The sequence below is a fragment of the Jeotgalibacillus sp. R-1-5s-1 genome (genome assembly GCF_004405105.1).
Classification (GTDB): domain Bacteria; phylum Bacillota; class Bacilli; order Bacillales; family Jeotgalibacillaceae; genus Jeotgalibacillus.
Genome location: NZ_SORW01000044.1, coordinates 56,769 through 74,161 on the forward strand (window position 1 = coordinate 56,769; position 17,393 = coordinate 74,161).

The following is a 17,393-nucleotide window of genomic DNA, read 5'->3' on the forward strand; positions in this document are numbered from 1 at the left end:
CTACATCAAAACGTTTAGACACAGACATTTATTATTAGAAATATATGTTAAAATCGAAAGTATGGGAGGAAGTTTATCTTTATCAATTCATAATGACTATGACCGTGTCAAAACGCCTAAATATATGGATTCATCATTAGAAACAGATGAGTGGGGACATATATCTTGAATCACTCGGCTAACGAATAAAGTAATATACATCCCCGCATTTTTTGTAGTTTCAGTCAGGGGTTGGCAAATTTAAAAGCATTGAATATAAGTTTAAAGCCGAATTACTGTCAGAGGAATAGAATGCATCTTCTTCAAAATGATAAAAATAGATCCCTTTTTCATTTCCCCATAATTCCAACTTTATTTGTTTGCTCTGATCTAATGTAACACCAATATCAAATGTATTTGCGGAACCTCTTTCTAGATTCGTAATAGGTTCTGCATCGACGATAACATTCTTCAACTCATGAAAGAATTTTGAATCATCTTTGATTTCAATGACATTCAATGGGGAGGTAGAACTGAGTTCAAATAATTCATCTGTCTTAGATGCTTTGACTGTAACCAACGTAATGGTGATGTTTTCATTTGCACTACTCTGCTGGGGGGCATTGTCGTTAATATCAGAAAAAAACAAGAAAAATATTATAGAAAAACTAATGATCGATGTTATAGGGATCACTAGGAATCGTCTGCTGAAAAATTTGGTTTTTGAGTCGGTGTAATTGAGTAGGGCATTTAAAGATCTCATTCTATCTGCATCTGATCTTTCAACATTCTTCAATTCTTCAAATAAGTTTTTAAATTCATCTGAATGATTCACTAAAGCTTGCCTCCCTCTTTTTGAATTCTTTCCTCAGCTGAATGAGAGCTCTTGATGTCATAGATTTCACTTTGTCCTCAGACCATTCAAGAATCATGGCCGTCTCTTTTATGGAACACTCATTAATCTTTCTAAGTATGATGACTTCTTTATATTCTTTTTTCAATGTATTTAAAGATTGATACAGATTATTAACGTCTTCTGACTGAATCATCAAGTCCCCGTAAGATATTTGTTTATTCGTAAGGGTGTTCATAAAGAGGTCTATATTTAGTAGGTGCTTGAATCTCTTTTTCTTTAGGTGATCAAGCGTCACATTCCTCGCTATTTTAATCATCCATGTACTGATCGTTGAATCAGACCGAAACTGATTAAGGTTTTTGTATACTCTAATAAATGTTTCTTGTGTCAGGTCCTCAGCTAAATGTTTATCTGACACCATGTAATAAATATATTTAAATACAGCATCTGAATGAAGCAGATAAATTTGCGTTATTTTTTCATCTGAATGATCAGTCATTGTGACACCTCCGCATATCATTAGACGCTATTTTTTGAAAAAAGTGTCATTATTCCAAAAAACATTTACTTTATTAATAAATTGGTTTACCGTTTGATAAAAGACTAGTAGGGACGTATATGGTGGATCATTTTATTAAAGGATGAGAGAAGTTTTACTTACACAAATACTAGTAAAGGAGTGGTGAGATGATTAATGATCCCTGGTTTACAGTGCAACAAATCGATTCACGCACATTTGCCATTAGTGAGTATGGCCATTGGGAGAAGGTTCATTCGTTTTTATTGTTAGGCGTGGAAAGAGCGATGTTAATTGATAGCGGACTTGGAATTGATAACATTAAGAGAATAACAGACCAGCTTACGCCTTTACCGGTAGAGGTTTTTACAACACATGTTCATGTTGATCATATTGGAAGTCACGGAGAATTTGATAAGGTATACGTGCATGAACGAGATAGAGAATGGCTGGAAAACGGAATTTCAGGATTGCCAATCACTCAGATTAGAAAAGATATTGGTAGAGATATCACAAAGCCGACTCCTAAATCTTTTCATCCTTCAACATATCAGCCTTTTCAAGGAAAGCCCTCAGGGTTACTGGAGGACCAGCAACGTATCCCTTTAGGAAATCGTGTCATAACCGTGTTACATACTCCTGGGCATTCACCAGGACATGTTTGTTTCTTTGATGAAACAAATGGTTACTTATTTACTGGAGATCTTCTATATGACACAACGCCGATCTATGCATTTTATCCTTCAACTAGCCCTGAGGACCTTATTGCTTCATTGGAAAAAATCACTATGATTAATGGGGTCAACAGTATATTCGGGTCTCATCATACACTTGGTCTGCCAATCAGTATTCTAGAAGAAATTAAACTTGCTATTACACACTTGAGAAAAAATAACTTGGTTAAATTCGGAACAGGGATACATAAATTCCAAGGGTTTAGTATTCAATTCTAAATGAGTATGGATTCGTAGGGACGTATATCTTGAATCATTCGACTAGCGAAGGAAACAAGCTGTGCGTCCCTGTTTTCTACATAACATAGTAAAGGGGCAGCCATCATTATGTTGATTCTATTATTGTTAGTCATACCATTACTGGGTGTCTTCTGGTTTGTGACGCTGATTTCCATTTTAAAGAACCTGAAAAAGGGTCAAGACGTTCACAATCAAACGTTCATAGGTGCAGTGATCACGTTTGCTTTCCTGTTTATATTAATGTTTAGCATCGTTGGCCTGTACTAATGGAGTTACGTCACCATCTTTAGGAGGGAATCTAAATGGCTGGTTTCATTTTGATCCTATTTCTCTTCATCATCATTGCGCTTAATATTCTTTTCTTCGTATTGTTTCACAAAGGCAAGTTAAACCTTATTGTTTCAGGCATTTTAATGATGTTAATGGCCCCGGTGATTCAATTTACGAGTAGCTCACTGCTACTTCGATATTATGATTGGGGCTCAGGTAGCACGGGAGAAGGTGCAGGATACGGGGCAGCGCTGTTAGCGATCTTAGCCTTTGTAAATGGACTGCTCATTCTGGTCGCCGGGATCATTAGGTGGTTGTTTACTTTTGGTGAAAAAGCAAAGTGATGTCTCGCTGAACGGATGGTTGAGGTTTAAGTAATCTCATGACCCACACCTGTAGAACGGAGAATCAAAATGACACAGTATAACGCTGAGAATCAATTACAGGCCTTGTACGACATAGGTGCAATCTCAAAAACATTAGGAATAGCGTTTTGGTTGCGTGGCGGATGGGCCATTGATTTTTTACTTGGAAGGGTTACTCGGCCGCACGATGATATTGATATCGTAACGTGGATTGATCATCGTGAGCGTTTAGAGATAGAGCTTGAAAAGGCTGGATATGAGAAAGTGCCTGTTAAAAAAGAATTTTGTGATCGGCAATCTGATTTTCATAAAGAAGATGTAGATATTACATTTACTTATATCACTCGAACAGCGGGTGGAAAACTGATCATGAATGGATTGCCTGAATGGGTTTGGAGACCGGAGTCTTTGATTCCTGAAACTTTTATTTTGGAAGGAATAACAGCTCAGGTGATTCATCCTAATCAGCTTTTAGAGGAAAAAGAAGTCTATGAACAAATTGGTCGTTTACCAAGAAAAAAAGATGCAGTGAGTAAAAAGATCCTGCATCAAATCATTGATGAAAAAGCATATGGACTTTAAAATCCCCTTTTAGAAAGGACGGCCGATCATGAAAGAAACCAGCTTCTCCATCCGGATCAATGCACCAAAAGAACACGTCTGGACCATCCTTTGGGAAGATAAAACCTTCCAGGACTGGGCAAGTATTGTGGATGAGGGTACATACAAGAAAGGCGATATGAAAGAAGGGAACACGATCGAGTTCATTTCTTCGGTAAACGGCTACGGCGTCACAAGTCTGGTGGAGAAACTCCAGCCTCATGAGTTCGTCTTATTCAGGCATCGCGCTGACACAAAAGAAAGCGGACAGCAGGAGCGGGACAATGAGTGGACCGGTGGGAAAGAAAGCTACTCCCTTTCCGAGGAAAAAGGTGTAACACTTCTAGTCATCACAATGGACATTCCAACAGAACAGGAAGAAACATTTGCTGACCGGATTCCGAAAGCATTGAAGCGGATTAAGCAGTTGGTTGAGGGAGAATGAAAGAGTGTAGAGTAGGGGTCTGTCCCTGAGGTCTACCTTGATAATAAGGGGATGGGTGACATGATGAATCAGGCAGCTGATGAATCTTCGACCGCCCTTTTTGTTTTAGGAGCTGATACATGTGAGGGAATTAGTATTATCAAAAAAGTTTATCCCGATCTATTTTATTGTCGGAATACTGGCTGTCATCCTGTTTCGAGCGATTGAGCTTTCAGGGCTGGAAATTTTCATGTTGACCTTTTCGTGTTTTTTAGTAGGGATCATTTCGTTTTTGCAGAATTTTGTGTTGAAAAATAAAGAGTAAATGCAGGTATTGACCAATATATAAATGACCGTTAAATTATGAATTTAATTCCATAAAATTACTTCATAAATCAATAAATGGGACGATATGTAAAATAACGAAGGGAGGGAACCGTTTGAATATCAATAAAACAGGATTTAGCACTGATCATGCGATTTCATTAACTAATACATTTTCCAGTCAGCGTGAGGACGTAAAAAAGATTGAAGAAAAAGCAAGAGAACAAATAAAAAATAATCCCGTTGACCAGTTTGCAAGAGCTGACTCAGGAGCGCCTGTCAACTTAACAGCAACAGTAGTCGAGCTTTATAATCGCGAGAAGTTTAATTTCATCATAGGTATAAATGAAATAAGTATTGATGACAAGAGAACAATTATGAATCTGATCGAAAAAACAACACAAAAAGCCAGTGCAGGGAATGGTGATTATTTTCAAATGGAGCGTGCCCAGACAGGTATGCAATTACAGCTGATTGCGGAAAAGCTTATTCCTGAAAAATATCAGGAGCAAATGCAACAGGCGATCAAGGATTATCAGGAGGAAGAGTTCAATCATGCTAAGCGCTCTTATGAACAAATGATCACTAAATTCGAGAACGACAAAAGTGATCTAGGGAAAAGAATGTTTGCAAGGTTTACAGCAGCTTTACCAATATTCATTTCTCAGGAAGAGAAGGTGAAAGGGTTTTATCAGGATATAGACCTGTCAAATCCATCTAAACTGGCAGAATCCTTTGAAAAAGCATTGGCCGATATGGGGGATGAACAAAAGAAAAGCATGGCTCATGTTGGCGTCATACAGGCTGATCAGGAAGCACTGCGTACGAAATGGAACGAGTTCACTTCTATATTTCCAAGGCTCCAGTCGTTTCAATTACCGACGGCTCAAAAGGCTGTGTATGATTTTTCTGTTTAAGATCAATGGGACGTGAATCTTATTTCATTTGATGATCGTCCCCAGTTATTCAATCATTCCCCGGCGCTTTCTGCAATAAATGCCTTTCTCCTTCTCTATCCTCCACAATAATAAAATCCGTATCATTTTTAACGGAATAAATTATAGACCCTTCTTCAAAAAAGTTGGATTCATTATTATTTGGAAATACATCAGCTGGTACTTTTTTTACGACATTTCTAATCGCGTTTTGCACCTCATAATCCGCTATATCTTCTTCGGTACCGCCGTATTCAATATCATTCACGACCACAATTTGTGCGAAGCTTTCTGGGGTGTTTGTTTGATTACATGCTGCTAGAAATAGGATGCAGCATAACAATACGCCAGTTTTTCTCATTTAAAGTTCACTCCGTTTCAGGGAAATTAAAAATGATAGATCTTTTACTATGACTAAATGAGAGCATCTCATAAGCGTGTTCGTTTAATTACTCTCCGAAAGAAGCGGCATATCCAAATAAGATGAAGAGAAAAATGAGTATATCCACGGAGCTGACTGCCAGTGCTATGGTGGGGAGAATCCTGGGTTTATTACTTTCTTTTTTAAAACTCCAAACACCAAAAATAAGGCCAAGAATCGCTGTGATGGGAGTAAACTGAAGAAAAACCACGATCGCACCAAAGCCATTGCTGGTAAGAGCCATCGTGACAAATAAAATAAGTTGGAAAATAAAGAGCAATAATACGCCAATAGTGATTTTGCCCGGTAAGGAAATAGACTTGTGATCAGTCCTTTAATTTAGGATGTTGATGAGTTATTGGAGGATTTTTTGGTTAAATCCAGCTTACCATATCGAGGTGGTAATTGCTGTTTAAAGGAAAATATGACGTTGAGCTGCAGGATGATGAGAGATAGATAAGACTTTATTTATAAGGAATCAGGTGGTGGAAGGCAACGGGTTTATTGTCCCAGTTTGACTATGTGCTCAGAGTAAATTTTAATGTGAATGTAAGGCTTTCTTTTTGTAAAATTGTTCATCTACATAGAGGAGGGGGCTGGGTGTTGAGTGGGTAAAGATGTGAGGGATCAGATTAGAAATAGCAAAACACTTCTGGGTCCGTTTCCTGAATTTAAAGTGGAGAAAAGTCCGGCGTCACCAATGAATCTGTTTTTGGAATGGTTTCAGGTAGCGCTTGATCATCATGTTCATGAGCCTCATGCGATGACGCTTTCTACCGTCGATGCGGATGGAAGGCCGGATGCGAGAGTACTGAGCCTGAAGGACACGGATGAAGAAAGCTGGTATTTTGCCACCGGTACCGGAAGTGAAAAAGGGAGGCAGTTGGACGGAAATCCGGCAGTCTGCTTAAGTTTTTACTGGTCGGAGGTTGGCCGGCAAATCAGAATCCGCGGACAGGCCGTAAAGATGAATGAAGAATTCAATGCGCGGGACTTTTTAAAAAGAGGAAAAATGGCGCGTGCCATTGCTCTGACGGGGAATCAAAGTAAGTTGATTGATAGTCAAAGTGCCTTTGAGGGAGAACTGAATCGTCAATTATCAAACCTTGAAAAAGATTCTGCTATTATCGCTAAGGATTGGACTGTCTACCGGGTGCAAGCCAGTGAAGTGGAATTCTGGCAGGCAGACGAAGAAAGGCTGCACATCAGATTGAAGTATTTTTTACAGAATGGCCAGTGGGTGAAGAAGCGGTTAGCACCTTGACTGAATCATGGGGACGTATATCCTGAATCATTCGATTAACGAATGATTCAGGATATACGTCCTTCTTTTACCTTCCAAAAAAATGCGCTAGCACAGGCAACACAAGCAAAACAACCAGGCTTTGAAAGAAGGTCACAATGATATCCTTTTTCCAGCTGTTTTTACCCGGGTACCAATAAACAATTCGCTGAAATGCAAAAAATACTCCCCACCAAATAACCAATGTTAAAAGTGCTGAACCAATGCTTCCGTACATTTCGCTATACAATAAAAACCCTCCTGATCTACTGAACATACTTGTTAAAATATATTAAAAGAGGGGACACAGCATTACTGATCCAGTGTCCCCAGGTTGTTAAAACAACCCTACCGTATCCACAGCGTATGTGGCATCTTCCAGACTGAATCCTTCAAAGACCAGTTGATCAATCAATCCGGCTCTTGAGAAAGCGGTGTAGTCCAGATAGTTTTGCGCCATGGCGACTGCCTGTTCTCTCCAATCCACGCTAATGCTTTCTACACCATATGTGGCGTCAGCCTGATCGAATCCTTCAAAAATGAGCTGGTCAATTAGCCCGATTTTAGAGAAAGCAGTGTAATCGAGGTAACTTTGTGCCATTAAAACTGCCTGTCCAGGCCAGTCAACACTGATGTTTTCTACAGCGTATGTAGCATCAGCGTTATCGAAGCCTTCAAATTCCAACTGTTCAATTAATCCGGTTTTTGAAAAAGCGGTGTAAGCGAGATAGCTTTCTGCCATGCTTACAGCCTGTTGTTGAGAAGCTGTTGCAGCATTTTCAGCTGCCAGTTTTTCAGCTTCTTCAGCTGCCAGGCGTTCGGCTTCCTCAGCAGCTAGTCTCTCGGCTTCTTCTTCCGCCTCACGTTCCGCTTCTTCGGCGGCTAATCTCTCTGCTTCTTCCTGAGCCAGACGTTCAGCCTCTTCTTCAGCTAACCTCTCAGCCTCTTCTTCGGCTTCGCGCTCAGCCTCTTCCATTGATGCTTTTTCAGCTTCCTCTTCTGCTATACGTTCGGCTTCTTCAGCCTCAGCCTGTTTTTCAGCTTCCTGATCTTCTTCATCAGCTAATCGTTGTGCTTCTTCTTCAGCGGCAGCTTCTTCAATTCCAGCAACATCTTCTTCAGCAGGTTCAACGGTTACTCCAAACAAAACAAAAAATATGAGCATAGAAGATCCAAAATAAAAAAGGACTTTTTTTCTGCTCCTCTCACCACTTGGCACCCATTTCAAAACAAGTCCAGGCTTCACCAGACCAACTATTAACGCCAGCATAGACACAAGCAGCAACAATGCAAATAAATCATCCATGTCAGTTCCTCCTTTTGATGTATTTCATAGAAATCAGGAAAGATTTCTATTATTCCTAACATCAAAAACTGAACGGTCGCAACGCTTCTATGTTTATTAATCATTCTCTGCAAGGTGGCTATTGGCTATTATGTAAAATTAAATACTGAATATTTTGACTTATTTATATTGTAAAGGTTACCTATTTTAAACACAAATGGTTTTAGGAATATTTTCAAAAAAATAAAGAGGTGCTACAGTAGATCAGTGTAGACTTGGGGTCTGTACCTGAGATCTTAAAATATTTCCAATAATTAAAGCCAAAATAAGGATTAAATTGTCTAATAAGCGTAAGGCAAATTAAAAAGGGGTGATTTCAGATTATAAAGCTGGTTATAAAGGCTAAAAAGGGTGACGATAAAGCCTTCTTAAAGTTATTTCAGGAATATGAGAAAGAGATTTACCGGATCGCTTATATTTATGTGAAAAATGAAAATGATGCGTTGGATGTTGTTCAGGAAGTAGCTTACCGTTCTTTTAAAAAGATTGATACTTTGAAGAATCCGGAGTTTTTTAAGACCTGGTTATTAAAGATTGCGATTACCTGTTCAATTGATCTCGTTAGAAAAAATAAAAGGGTAGTTCAACTTAATCCACAGTATGAAGAGACGTTACAAGATACTGGTGTGAACGACATTAGTCTTTCCATTACATTGCAGTACATGATTGATCAATTAAATGAAGATGAAAAAAGCATGGTGATTTTAAGATATTACGAAGGTTATTCGTTTAAAGAAATAGCTGACTTGCTGGATATACCATTAGGAACGGCAAAAACGATCTTTTATCGTGCGATCAGAAAACTTCGACATGATTTCAAAGAGGGGGATTTGTGTGAATAACATAAAAGAAGAAATAGAAAAAATTAAGATTCCTGATCATCTGCATGAAAGATCAAAAATGGGTGTGAGAAAGGCCAGATCAGAGAAGCGGAAATTAAAATTTAGAAATCCATGGGTTGCCGCTATGATTCTATCTATATTGGGATTGGGGTTCATTTTCTCTCCTTCTGGGCAGGCAACGTTTCACGGGTTATTTCAGGTTTCAACTTTTGAAGAGCGGGCGAATGTAAAGGAAATGTCATTCGGATACGAAGTTAGTAATGTTTCAATCTATGATGAAGCTGTGTTTACCTCGTTATCTGAAGTAGAAAAGGCATTCGATGTTTCAGTGCCATTTCCAGAAAAATTTATAGAAGTTGAAGCAATAAGCAATACTGAACTTTTTAAATATAATGTTTTTGTAGACCAAGCTAATCATTTTTCCGGGCTTTCATACAACCTGTCTACTCAAGATAGAAATTATGATTTGTTCGTTACTAATAACCCTGAATCACAGGTAAACTTCTCCGCAGAAACAGCTGATGGGACAGCAATTGATAGAGATGTTGATATCAATGGTATAAAAGGTAAAATCTTAGGTACTAGTGAACCAGATAGCTTTGCGTTATATATTGAAAAAGACAGCTGGACATTAGTCGTAATGAGTACAGGTCGAGGAGAAAGTGCAGAGAATGAACCTGATATAATTGAAGCCGAGATGATTCAAATAGCTGAGAGTATCAAATGGTAACTGACATAGAAAAATACGAATTATTTAAAAGGTAGAGTTTTGGGGTCTGTTCCTGAGATCTAACGTGGGCCAGTGTAGACTTGAGGTCTGTTCCTAAAGTCTACACTGGTCTACTTTTTTATAATCACAAAAACTTTCCAGCCCCTGGCGTCGTCTATTATTTGGAAGGGGGGTTCTGAGGTGGATGAGTTGATGGTTGAGGTGTTTGAGATAGAGGATAAGGAAGTTTTGATGGATGAGCTGATGCAGCGGTATGGGCAGGATATTTTGCAGCTTGTGTATTCGTACGTTCGTAACACAGAGCTTGCGGAGGATTTGACTCAGGACATTTTTGTGAAATGCTATCAGTCACTTCATACATATAAAGGGAGCGCGCAGCTGAGAACGTGGCTGTGGCGCATTGCGATTAATCATTGTAAGGATTATCTAAAAAGCTGGTACAACAATAAGGTGATCGTGTCAGAGAGTGAGACTGCATTTACAGGTGAGGGGTATGAAGGATTTGAGCAGACTGTGATTCAGCAAGAAGAGGATCAACAGCTGGCGTTGGCTGTCATGGAGCTGCCGGTAAAATATCGGGAAGTGATTTATCTCTTTTATTTTGAGGAGCGGGCTATAAAGGAGATCGCAATGATCATCGGTGTAAAAGAGAACACGGTTAAAACGAGACTCAGAAGAGCCAAGGAACTTCTGAAAGAAGAATTGGAGGAATGATCAAATGGAGGATCGGTTAAAAAAACTGCGCCACTCAATGAACGAAACGACCTTTAAGCATTTGAATTTTTCTGACCAGCACCGCAAGCAGGTTCATCAAAAAATCAGTCAGTCTAAGGAAAGTGAAGAGGACATTCTGATTGCTGTCCTGCAGCTGCTCAGCTCAGAGAAAACAGGCTTTGAACTGTCACAGCTCCTGCGTGGAAGAGGGGTCCAGCGTTTTGATGGAAATGAAGGCTCGTTATATACGATGCTTCATCGTCTCGAACAAAAGCAGCTGATTCAATCAGGCTGGGATCAAGAAGGCGCGAAATATTATCAGCTGAATGATAGAGGAAGAAAAATCTTACGTAAGGCTGAAAAACCTTCTGCGAAGAAATCTTTCGTTTTAAAAGAACTCATACAGGAGTGAGACGAATTTGAAAAACAAAGGGGAGCATTTTTTAAAAGAAGTGACACATCATATAAAATCCAGGGAAGCCAGAGAATTCGTCACAGCGGAACTGGCCTACCATTTAAAAAGCGCAAAAAACATGTGGGTGCAAAAGGGAATGAGTGAGGAAGCGGCAGAAGGTAAGGCGGTTGACGAAATGGGTAGTCCGGTCAAACTGGGCCAGGAGCTGAACAGGGTGCATAAGCCGAAGGTGGATTGGGTTCTGATTGGTTTGTTGGTGGTTGCGATGGGGATTGGTTTTTTGCCAATACTGACGCTTACGTATAATGTAGACGGCTTTCTCTTTAATAAATTTGTGATTGTTCTCTTGGGGGTTGGCGTGGCGGTTGGCATGATGTTCGTTGATTACCGGAAACTTGAGAAGTTTGGCTTGGTGTTTTATTCGGCGGGGGTATTGATTTTGCTCATGTTGAGATACAGTCCAACTGATATGGTCAATGGGCAGCCATTTATCGTGCTGGGACCGCTTGCGATTGAGAGTCTGATGGCTTTACCTTTATTTTTCCTGGCCTGGTCATCTTTTTTAAATAACAAAAAGTTGAAGTGGTGGCATGTCAGCGTATTGTACTTATTGACACTCTATTTATTTTTCTCACTTCCGGGTCTGTCGGCTGTCTTTATTTATATAGCGATGATGTTTGTGATGCTCTGGTGCAGTCAGTTAGGGAAGAAGTCAGTACTGGCCATAACGGCGATACCTTTGAGTTTGTTGGTTACTGGTGGAGCATTCTTCTGGTTTGCAGCATCGGAATACCAGCGGGGCAGACTCTCGGGCTTTCTGAACCCTAAGGCGAATTCAGAAGGGTCGGGTTATATATATTTGAGATTAGAAGAATTATTGTCGTCAGCTAAATGGTTTGGAAGTGCTGGTGAGCAGGTGTTTATTCCAGCAGCACATACAGACCTTGTGTTTGTGAGCATGACGTATCATTTTGGCTATGTGTTTGCGTTCTTCATCGTACTCGTGCTGGCACTTTTTGCAGCCAGAATGCTGACGATTTCGCGCGGCATCCAGCACTCATTCGGCACCCTGCTTCTCGCAGGCGGAATGGCACTCTTTATCGTGCCGTTCATCTACAACATCGCGATGATTTTGGCCATGCTGCCGATCACATCCATCTCCCTGCCATTCATCAGTTATGGCGTGATGCCAACCGTTCTAAATGCCTTTGTAATGGGGATTGTGTTAAGTGTGTATCGGAGGAAGAGCTTGGTTGGGGCTGGGCAGCGAACAGTGTAGAGTCGGGGTCTGTCCCTGAGGTCTACAGATCAAAAATCCCGATGAGTCGTGGCTACTCATCGGGATTTTATTCGTTTGTAGTGTCGGGGCCTGTTGCTAAAGTGTACGCTTTATTTTGTATTCACGTTTACTTCGAGGACAAGTTTAATTGATTTGGTACCATCACAGATTTCTAGTTGATAGATAGTTTGACTATTTTTCTCCATTTTCTAAAGCCTGCACAGGTCACTTCCTCTACAAATTTATCTTCATATATGTTGTGATTTCTGATATATAATTATTTTTTATATCTACATTTTACCATTGTTGAAAATAATGACGAGTAGAGTAGTAAACTTATTTTCAATGAGAAAACGAATAGATCTCTCCATATTTTAATTTTATGAAACGTTTTCCTGCTGACATTACTCTAATAGTCAAAGGAGTTGAGCCTGTTGGAGCATGATCTTGATAGAGTGAAATGCGCGATCGATGGTGATCGATATGCGCTGCAGGAGTTGTTGCATGCTGAGAAATCAAAGCTTTACCGGATGGCTTTTGCTTATGTGAGGAATGAAGATGAAGCGGTGGAGATTTTTCAGCAGACGGTTCTGAAATGCATTGAATCGATCCATCAGTTAAAGAAACCTGAATACTTTTCAACCTGGCTTACGAGGATTTGTATTAATGAATCCTTGTCGGTAAAAAGAAAGGGTAAGCGGTTGAATTTGCTGACTGAACTTTTAAAGCAACCTGGACATCAGGACTTTTCAGGTACGCTTGCGCATGGAATGGACGTAAAGGATGCGCTTGAAGCACTTCCTGATAAATATAAGACGGCACTAATGCTTCGTTTTTATCAGGATTTGTCGATCCAGGATATCGCAAATGTATTAGATTGCCCCATTGGTACGGTTAAAACCAATATTCACAGAGGGTTAACAAGCTTGAAAAGTAAGTTGAAGGGAGTGTATGAAGATGAACCTGGAAAGAGATTCAATTAAATCTGCCATTAATTCTACTCCATTGCCGGAGGATCGACTAAATCAGATCATTAATCAATCTGTGTTTAATCATAATGTAAGAAAAACGAAGAGAACAAGGTATATAAAACATACATCAGCAGCGCTGCTATTTATTGGACTAAGCGGAACATTAATGTTTACGACACCAACAGGTCAGCAGTTATTGTCTTACTTGCCATTTGTAAATGTGGAATATTTGAATGGTGCTGGAGCAGGAGTCACTGAAGTACCTGAAGAAGCCGTTTATCCATTAGATGAAACGCTGACTGAACAATATGTTGATATTCATTTTACAGAAGTTTCGTTGTCGGGTGATCAGGTTGATATTGCCTATCAGCAGCTGGTGGATCCTGATGTTTATTCAGAGACCTTTTCTGTAGAAGCGGAATTATTTGCGATAGACGATAGAGGGAACCGATACGACGTTCCTTATAATGGAGGAAATTCTTACTATTATGATATAACAAGGGAAGATCTCAGGTGGACCGCAACTCTGAGTGACCTGAATCCTTTAGCTGAAAAAATAACCTTTATCCCTATGGCTACCATCAGCTACATCACAGATAAGCCTTTTGAAGTATTCGAGTATGAAGGCCTTGAAGTGGATCTGAGGGATGGAAGTGTCAAAATCGTAGAAAGTCCGGGATTGCCTGGTAAGGTTTATGAGAGGTAGGGATAGTCAGACTGAGTAAAGATCTGTCCCTGAAGTCTACACTCTGACTGGAAATGGTGCGGAAAGGAATTGTACGGTTTGTCCGCGTTTTTGCATCGATTCAGTTTTTTATTGTACTGTTTGAAAAAATATATGTATTGATCCAACTTTTTAATGTATTGTTGCACCTTTGAAGCCGTTTATTTGTTATGTTCTTTCCCGGGAATGTCCTGTTTAAACAAATAATTGTCCTGTTTGAAAACAGAATTGTAACGATCTCCATCATCTCTCTTAGAACTCAGGGAGACATAACATCTACATTTTGAGTCTTAAAATTGTTCCTGGAGGATTAACATGGCAACAGAGAAAGTACTGAGTTATATCTTGAGAAATAAAAACAACAACTGGCAATTACTCGTTTTTAGTCAGACAGATGCTCCGGAAGCGGGTATACAAATCCCCGGTGGAACGGTTGAGTCTTCTGATGAAAGCTTAACATCTACAATGATGAGAGAAATTGAAGAAGAAACTGGTTTAAATCAAAACCTTCATCTTCTCGAAAAAATATTATTTGAATATTATTATCATCCGATCAAACAGGAGTTTCAAAAGAGGCATTTCTTTTTAGTCCTTCTTGAAGATGAAGGATTGGATCGCTGGCGTCATATCGTGAAATCAACCGGTCAGGATGAAGGGATGGAATTCAACTATTTTTGGATGGACCTTGAAAGTGACATTCGTTTAGCCGGATATCAGCATGTGGGTGTTGGGCATGTGAGGGATTACGTGAAGTACCAGTTAAAGAAATGAGAAGAGTGTAGAGTCTGAGGTCTGGCCCCAAAATCTTTAGGGACAGACCCTTTCTCTACACTTAAACGGCTTTCTTCTGCATCCATTTCATCAGGTTGCTGGTGACGTTTCGTGGGAGGAATCGTTCGCCGAATACGAGTGATTTGTTGGGTAGGCCGTAGATGGCGACGATTTTTCCTTTTTTCCATGCCTGATAACCGAATTCGGCAACTTTTGATGCAGGGACTGGTTGGAAGCGTTGGAACAGGACGGATTTTTCAAGGCCGGTTACTTCTGAAAAGCCCGTTTCGGTTGGGCCGGGGCAGAGGGCGGTTACTTTGACGCCGCTGTTCTTCAGTTCGGTTGCGAGCGCTTCTGTAAATGAAAGAACATATGCTTTTGAAGCGTAATAGACTGCCATTAATGGTCCAGGCTGAAATGAAACGATTGAGGCGAGGTTGATAATGCCTCCTTGTTTTCTCGCGACCATAGCCGGGCTGAAAAGGCGAGTTAAAGCAGTTAACGCCATAATGTTGACCTGAATCATATCGTGATTTTTTTGCGGATCCGTTTCAATAAAGTCACCATAATCTCCAAAGCCGGCGTTATTAACGAGAACATCAATATGTGTACCGCTTGAAGCAACCGTATCATAAAGCTTTTCAGCGTTTTCGTGCATTGATAAATCCATCACAATGACTGTCGCTTTAATCGGGTGGGCTGCCTCGAGTTCATGCTTAAGGTTTTCCAGTAAATCCTGCCGTCTAGCTACCAGCACAAGATCGAATCCTTCTCTCGCCATAATCTTTGAAAATTCAAGTCCAATTCCGCTTGATGCGCCTGTAATAAGTGCCGTCTTGTTCATATTCAATCACTCCTTTTTTTAAATGTTGACAGTGTAAACTTTTCTGTAAATTCAGTATACTGCCGAATGTTTACATCGTCAACATTTAACTTTATAATGAGTGAGAGATTCAGGGGAAAGAGGGATCCGATATGACGAGCAACACGTATCATCACGGAGATTTAAGAAAAAATCTGATTGAAAATGGACTGGTACTGCTGAATAAAGAGGGAATTGACGGTTTTTCTCTCCGAAAAGTAGCCGCCTTATGTGGGGTCAGTCATACTGCACCGTATCGACACTTTAAAAATAAAGAAGAACTGATTCATGAAATAGCACAAGAGGTATGGAGGTCATTTTCATCAGCGCTTGCTGACGCTGTAAATGCCTATCCGGAGAACCCAAAGCTTCAAATCATTGAAATGGGCAAGAGATACGTGCAATTTTTAGTGGAGAAGCCTGAATACCTTTCATTTATCTTTATGTCTGACAGCGCCATCCCGATACAGGTGAGTAAGACAGGAATCCATAGCCAGGTCGATGCCTTTAACGTTTTTAGCGAAAGTGCCAAAAACTACTTCCATGCTGCCTCCATTGATCCTGCCGTTCATAAAGAAAAAACACTCCTCATGTGGAGCATGGTGCACGGCATGGCCCTGCTCGTTGCCAAGAAAAACCTCATCTATCAAGGGGACTACATGGAACTCATTGAGAACATGCTTGTGCAGTATCTTGATTGAAAATAGAGTGTAGAGTCGGGGGCTGTCCCTGAAGTCTACACTCTGACTGGAAATGGTGCGGAAAGGAATTGTACGGTTTGTCCGAGTTTTTGCATCGATTCAGTTTTTTATTGTACTGTTTCGAAAAATATTTGTACTGATTCAAATTTTTATTGTATTGTTACACCTCCGAAACAGATTTTTTGTTATGTTTCATCACGGAATTGTATTGTTTCAAAAATTATTTGTACTGTTTGAGAACATAATTGTATCGACCACACTCTCATCGACCGTAGACCTGGGGACAGACCCCCCAACTCTACGGTTCTTCAATCTCCTCATAAGCTCTGTTCAAATGCTCCAGCATCAGCTGTTTGGCATCATCTGCGCGTTTTTCCCGGATGGCTTTGAAGATGTCTTCGTGTTCTGCGTGGGTGGTTTGGTAGCGGGAGGCGTCTGAGCTGAAGCGTTGGCGGCGTGTGTTTTCAATGTTGTTTTCCATCTGGGACACGATTTCATCTGCAGCCTTAAGCAATAAACGATTTTTGGCGCTACGGAGGACGGTCAGGTGAAAGCCTGTGTCTGCTTTGGCTCCTTGTTCTTCTGTTTTTGCGTGCTTCATCTGCTCTAAATATTCGTTAAGTGTCTCAATGTCTTCAGGCGTTGCGCGCAGGGCGGCCAGATAAGCGGCTTCGCATTCAAGTGCTCTTCGAACCTCAAGCATTTCTGCTGTGAGAGCCGGATCTGCTTTCGCATTCAGCATCGCCTGATTCCCTGCAGCAGCCTCCAATCGTGCCACGCGCAAATAGTGTCCTCCGCCCTGCCTGGAGTGAATCACCCCGATTTCCCTCAAATAATGTAAGGCTTCCCGGACACCTGTGCGGCTGACGCTAAGCTGTTTCGCAAGCTCACGTTCCGGTGGGAGCTTGTACCCAATGGCTTTTTCCCCATTTAAATATTCATGTGACAGGCGTTCAACGACTTGTTTATATTTCGGCGTAGTTTCCATGGCGATGTCATAAGCTCCCTCTAAATATGTTCTTGAAAAATTCAGATAATTACGTATAATGAGACTAAATTGGTTGGACCAATTCATTTCAGGAGGTACATATG

The 17,393-nt window shown here is 40.4% G+C and carries 23 protein-coding genes; 17 read left to right on the plus strand and 6 right to left on the minus strand.

Annotation, left to right across the window (positions count from 1 at the left end; genetic code table 11):
• Positions 1 to 220: 220 nt before the first annotated feature.
• Together E2491_RS12980 and E2491_RS12985 are read right to left on the minus strand one after the other, a co-directional pair.
• Positions 221 to 814: a hypothetical protein gene (locus E2491_RS12980; protein ID WP_134376048.1), complete on the minus strand. Its 594-nt coding sequence runs from the start codon at positions 812 to 814 to the stop codon at positions 221 to 223.
• Positions 798 to 1,334 carry an RNA polymerase sigma factor gene (locus E2491_RS12985; protein WP_134376049.1) on the minus strand — a complete coding sequence of 179 codons (537 nt, stop codon included), beginning with the start codon at positions 1,332 to 1,334 and terminating at the stop codon, positions 798 to 800. The genes E2491_RS12980 and E2491_RS12985 overlap by 17 nt, the downstream gene beginning before the upstream one ends.
• 188 nt (positions 1,335 to 1,522) lie before the next feature.
• Here E2491_RS12985 and E2491_RS12990 point away from each other — a divergent pair, with 188 nt between their 5' ends.
• The 7 genes from E2491_RS12990 (at position 1,523) to E2491_RS13015 (ending at position 5,226) form a co-directional block, all read left to right on the plus strand.
• On the plus strand, positions 1,523 to 2,305 hold the full coding sequence (locus E2491_RS12990; RefSeq protein ID WP_134376050.1) for an MBL fold metallo-hydrolase: 783 nt from the start codon (positions 1,523 to 1,525) through the stop codon (positions 2,303 to 2,305).
• Positions 2,306 to 2,413: 108 nt separating this feature from the next.
• Positions 2,414 to 2,593: a hypothetical protein gene (locus E2491_RS12995; RefSeq protein ID WP_134376051.1), complete on the plus strand. Its 180-nt coding sequence runs from the start codon at positions 2,414 to 2,416 to the stop codon at positions 2,591 to 2,593.
• 35 nt (positions 2,594 to 2,628) lie between these two features.
• The gene (locus tag E2491_RS13000) at positions 2,629 to 2,940 is read left to right on the plus strand and encodes an inner-membrane translocator (RefSeq protein ID WP_134376052.1); all 312 of its coding nucleotides are present in this window, start codon (positions 2,629 to 2,631) and stop codon (positions 2,938 to 2,940) included.
• Positions 2,941 to 3,009: 69 nt separating this feature from the next.
• The gene (locus E2491_RS13005) at positions 3,010 to 3,543 is read left to right on the plus strand and encodes a nucleotidyltransferase domain-containing protein (RefSeq protein WP_134376053.1); all 534 of its coding nucleotides are present in this window, start codon (positions 3,010 to 3,012) and stop codon (positions 3,541 to 3,543) included.
• A 28-nt stretch (positions 3,544 to 3,571) separates the two neighbouring features.
• Positions 3,572 to 4,006: an SRPBCC domain-containing protein gene (locus E2491_RS13010; protein WP_134376054.1), complete on the plus strand. Its 435-nt coding sequence runs from the start codon at positions 3,572 to 3,574 to the stop codon at positions 4,004 to 4,006.
• 60 nt (positions 4,007 to 4,066) lie between these two features.
• Positions 4,067 to 4,213 carry a hypothetical protein gene (locus E2491_RS17535; protein WP_166805882.1) on the plus strand — a complete coding sequence of 49 codons (147 nt, stop codon included), beginning with the start codon at positions 4,067 to 4,069 and terminating at the stop codon, positions 4,211 to 4,213.
• Between the two features lie 212 nt (positions 4,214 to 4,425).
• Positions 4,426 to 5,226, plus strand: coding sequence for a hypothetical protein (locus tag E2491_RS13015; protein ID WP_134376055.1), 801 nt, complete (start codon positions 4,426 to 4,428; stop codon positions 5,224 to 5,226).
• A 49-nt stretch (positions 5,227 to 5,275) separates the two neighbouring features.
• On the opposite strand, the gene E2491_RS13020 is transcribed toward E2491_RS13015, so the two are convergent.
• Positions 5,276 to 5,605, minus strand: coding sequence for a hypothetical protein (locus E2491_RS13020; protein WP_134376056.1), 330 nt, complete (start codon positions 5,603 to 5,605; stop codon positions 5,276 to 5,278).
• Between the two features lie 667 nt (positions 5,606 to 6,272).
• Between E2491_RS13020 and E2491_RS13025 the strand changes: the two genes are divergently transcribed.
• Positions 6,273 to 6,929: a pyridoxine/pyridoxamine 5'-phosphate oxidase gene (locus E2491_RS13025; RefSeq protein WP_134376057.1), complete on the plus strand. Its 657-nt coding sequence runs from the start codon at positions 6,273 to 6,275 to the stop codon at positions 6,927 to 6,929.
• A 355-nt stretch (positions 6,930 to 7,284) separates the two neighbouring features.
• Here the strand turns inward: E2491_RS13025 and E2491_RS13030 are convergent, their stop codons facing one another.
• On the minus strand, positions 7,285 to 8,253 hold the full coding sequence (locus E2491_RS13030; protein ID WP_134376058.1) for an Ltp family lipoprotein: 969 nt from the start codon (positions 8,251 to 8,253) through the stop codon (positions 7,285 to 7,287).
• Positions 8,254 to 8,627: 374 nt separating this feature from the next.
• Between E2491_RS13030 and E2491_RS13035 the strand changes: the two genes are divergently transcribed.
• The 8 genes from E2491_RS13035 to E2491_RS13070 all read left to right on the plus strand — a co-directional run bounded on the left by E2491_RS13035 (position 8,628) and on the right by E2491_RS13070 (position 14,738).
• On the plus strand, positions 8,628 to 9,134 hold the full coding sequence (locus E2491_RS13035; protein WP_319799500.1) for an RNA polymerase sigma factor: 507 nt from the start codon (positions 8,628 to 8,630) through the stop codon (positions 9,132 to 9,134).
• Positions 9,127 to 9,864, plus strand: coding sequence for a hypothetical protein (locus tag E2491_RS13040; protein WP_134376060.1), 738 nt, complete (start codon positions 9,127 to 9,129; stop codon positions 9,862 to 9,864). Before E2491_RS13035 ends, E2491_RS13040 begins: the two co-directional genes overlap by 8 nt.
• A 180-nt stretch (positions 9,865 to 10,044) precedes the next feature.
• On the plus strand, positions 10,045 to 10,578 hold the full coding sequence (locus E2491_RS13045) for a sigma-70 family RNA polymerase sigma factor (RefSeq protein ID WP_134376061.1): 534 nt from the start codon (positions 10,045 to 10,047) through the stop codon (positions 10,576 to 10,578).
• Positions 10,579 to 10,582: 4 nt separating this feature from the next.
• Positions 10,583 to 10,990 (plus strand): PadR family transcriptional regulator, encoded by a 408-nt coding sequence (locus E2491_RS13050; protein WP_134376062.1) that lies wholly within the window; start codon positions 10,583 to 10,585, stop codon positions 10,988 to 10,990.
• Positions 10,991 to 10,997: 7 nt separating this feature from the next.
• Entirely contained in the window at positions 10,998 to 12,272 is a 1,275-nt protein-coding gene (locus E2491_RS13055) for an FtsW/RodA/SpoVE family cell cycle protein (protein ID WP_134376063.1), read from the plus strand.
• Positions 12,273 to 12,706: 434 nt separating this feature from the next.
• A complete protein-coding gene (locus tag E2491_RS13060) occupies positions 12,707 to 13,255 on the plus strand; it encodes a sigma-70 family RNA polymerase sigma factor (protein WP_244093956.1) in 549 nt (182 codons plus the stop codon).
• Complete coding sequence (locus E2491_RS13065; RefSeq protein WP_134376064.1) at positions 13,230 to 13,949, plus strand: DUF5643 domain-containing protein; 720 nt, start codon at positions 13,230 to 13,232, stop codon at positions 13,947 to 13,949. The genes E2491_RS13060 and E2491_RS13065 overlap by 26 nt, the downstream gene beginning before the upstream one ends.
• A gap of 333 nt (positions 13,950 to 14,282) precedes the next feature.
• Positions 14,283 to 14,738 carry an NUDIX hydrolase gene (locus tag E2491_RS13070; RefSeq protein WP_134376065.1) on the plus strand — a complete coding sequence of 152 codons (456 nt, stop codon included), beginning with the start codon at positions 14,283 to 14,285 and terminating at the stop codon, positions 14,736 to 14,738.
• A gap of 61 nt (positions 14,739 to 14,799) precedes the next feature.
• Here E2491_RS13070 and E2491_RS13075 read toward each other — a convergent pair whose 3' ends face one another.
• Entirely contained in the window at positions 14,800 to 15,582 is a 783-nt protein-coding gene (locus tag E2491_RS13075; RefSeq protein ID WP_134376066.1) for an SDR family NAD(P)-dependent oxidoreductase, read from the minus strand.
• Positions 15,583 to 15,713: 131 nt separating this feature from the next.
• On the opposite strand from E2491_RS13075, the gene E2491_RS13080 reads away from it, so the two are divergent.
• Entirely contained in the window at positions 15,714 to 16,301 is a 588-nt protein-coding gene (locus tag E2491_RS13080; protein ID WP_134376067.1) for a TetR/AcrR family transcriptional regulator, read from the plus strand.
• 298 nt (positions 16,302 to 16,599) lie between these two features.
• Here the strand turns inward: E2491_RS13080 and E2491_RS13085 are convergent, their stop codons facing one another.
• Positions 16,600 to 17,289 (minus strand): FadR/GntR family transcriptional regulator, encoded by a 690-nt coding sequence (locus tag E2491_RS13085; RefSeq protein ID WP_166805883.1) that lies wholly within the window; start codon positions 17,287 to 17,289, stop codon positions 16,600 to 16,602.
• Between the last annotated feature and the right edge of the window lie 104 nt (positions 17,290 to 17,393).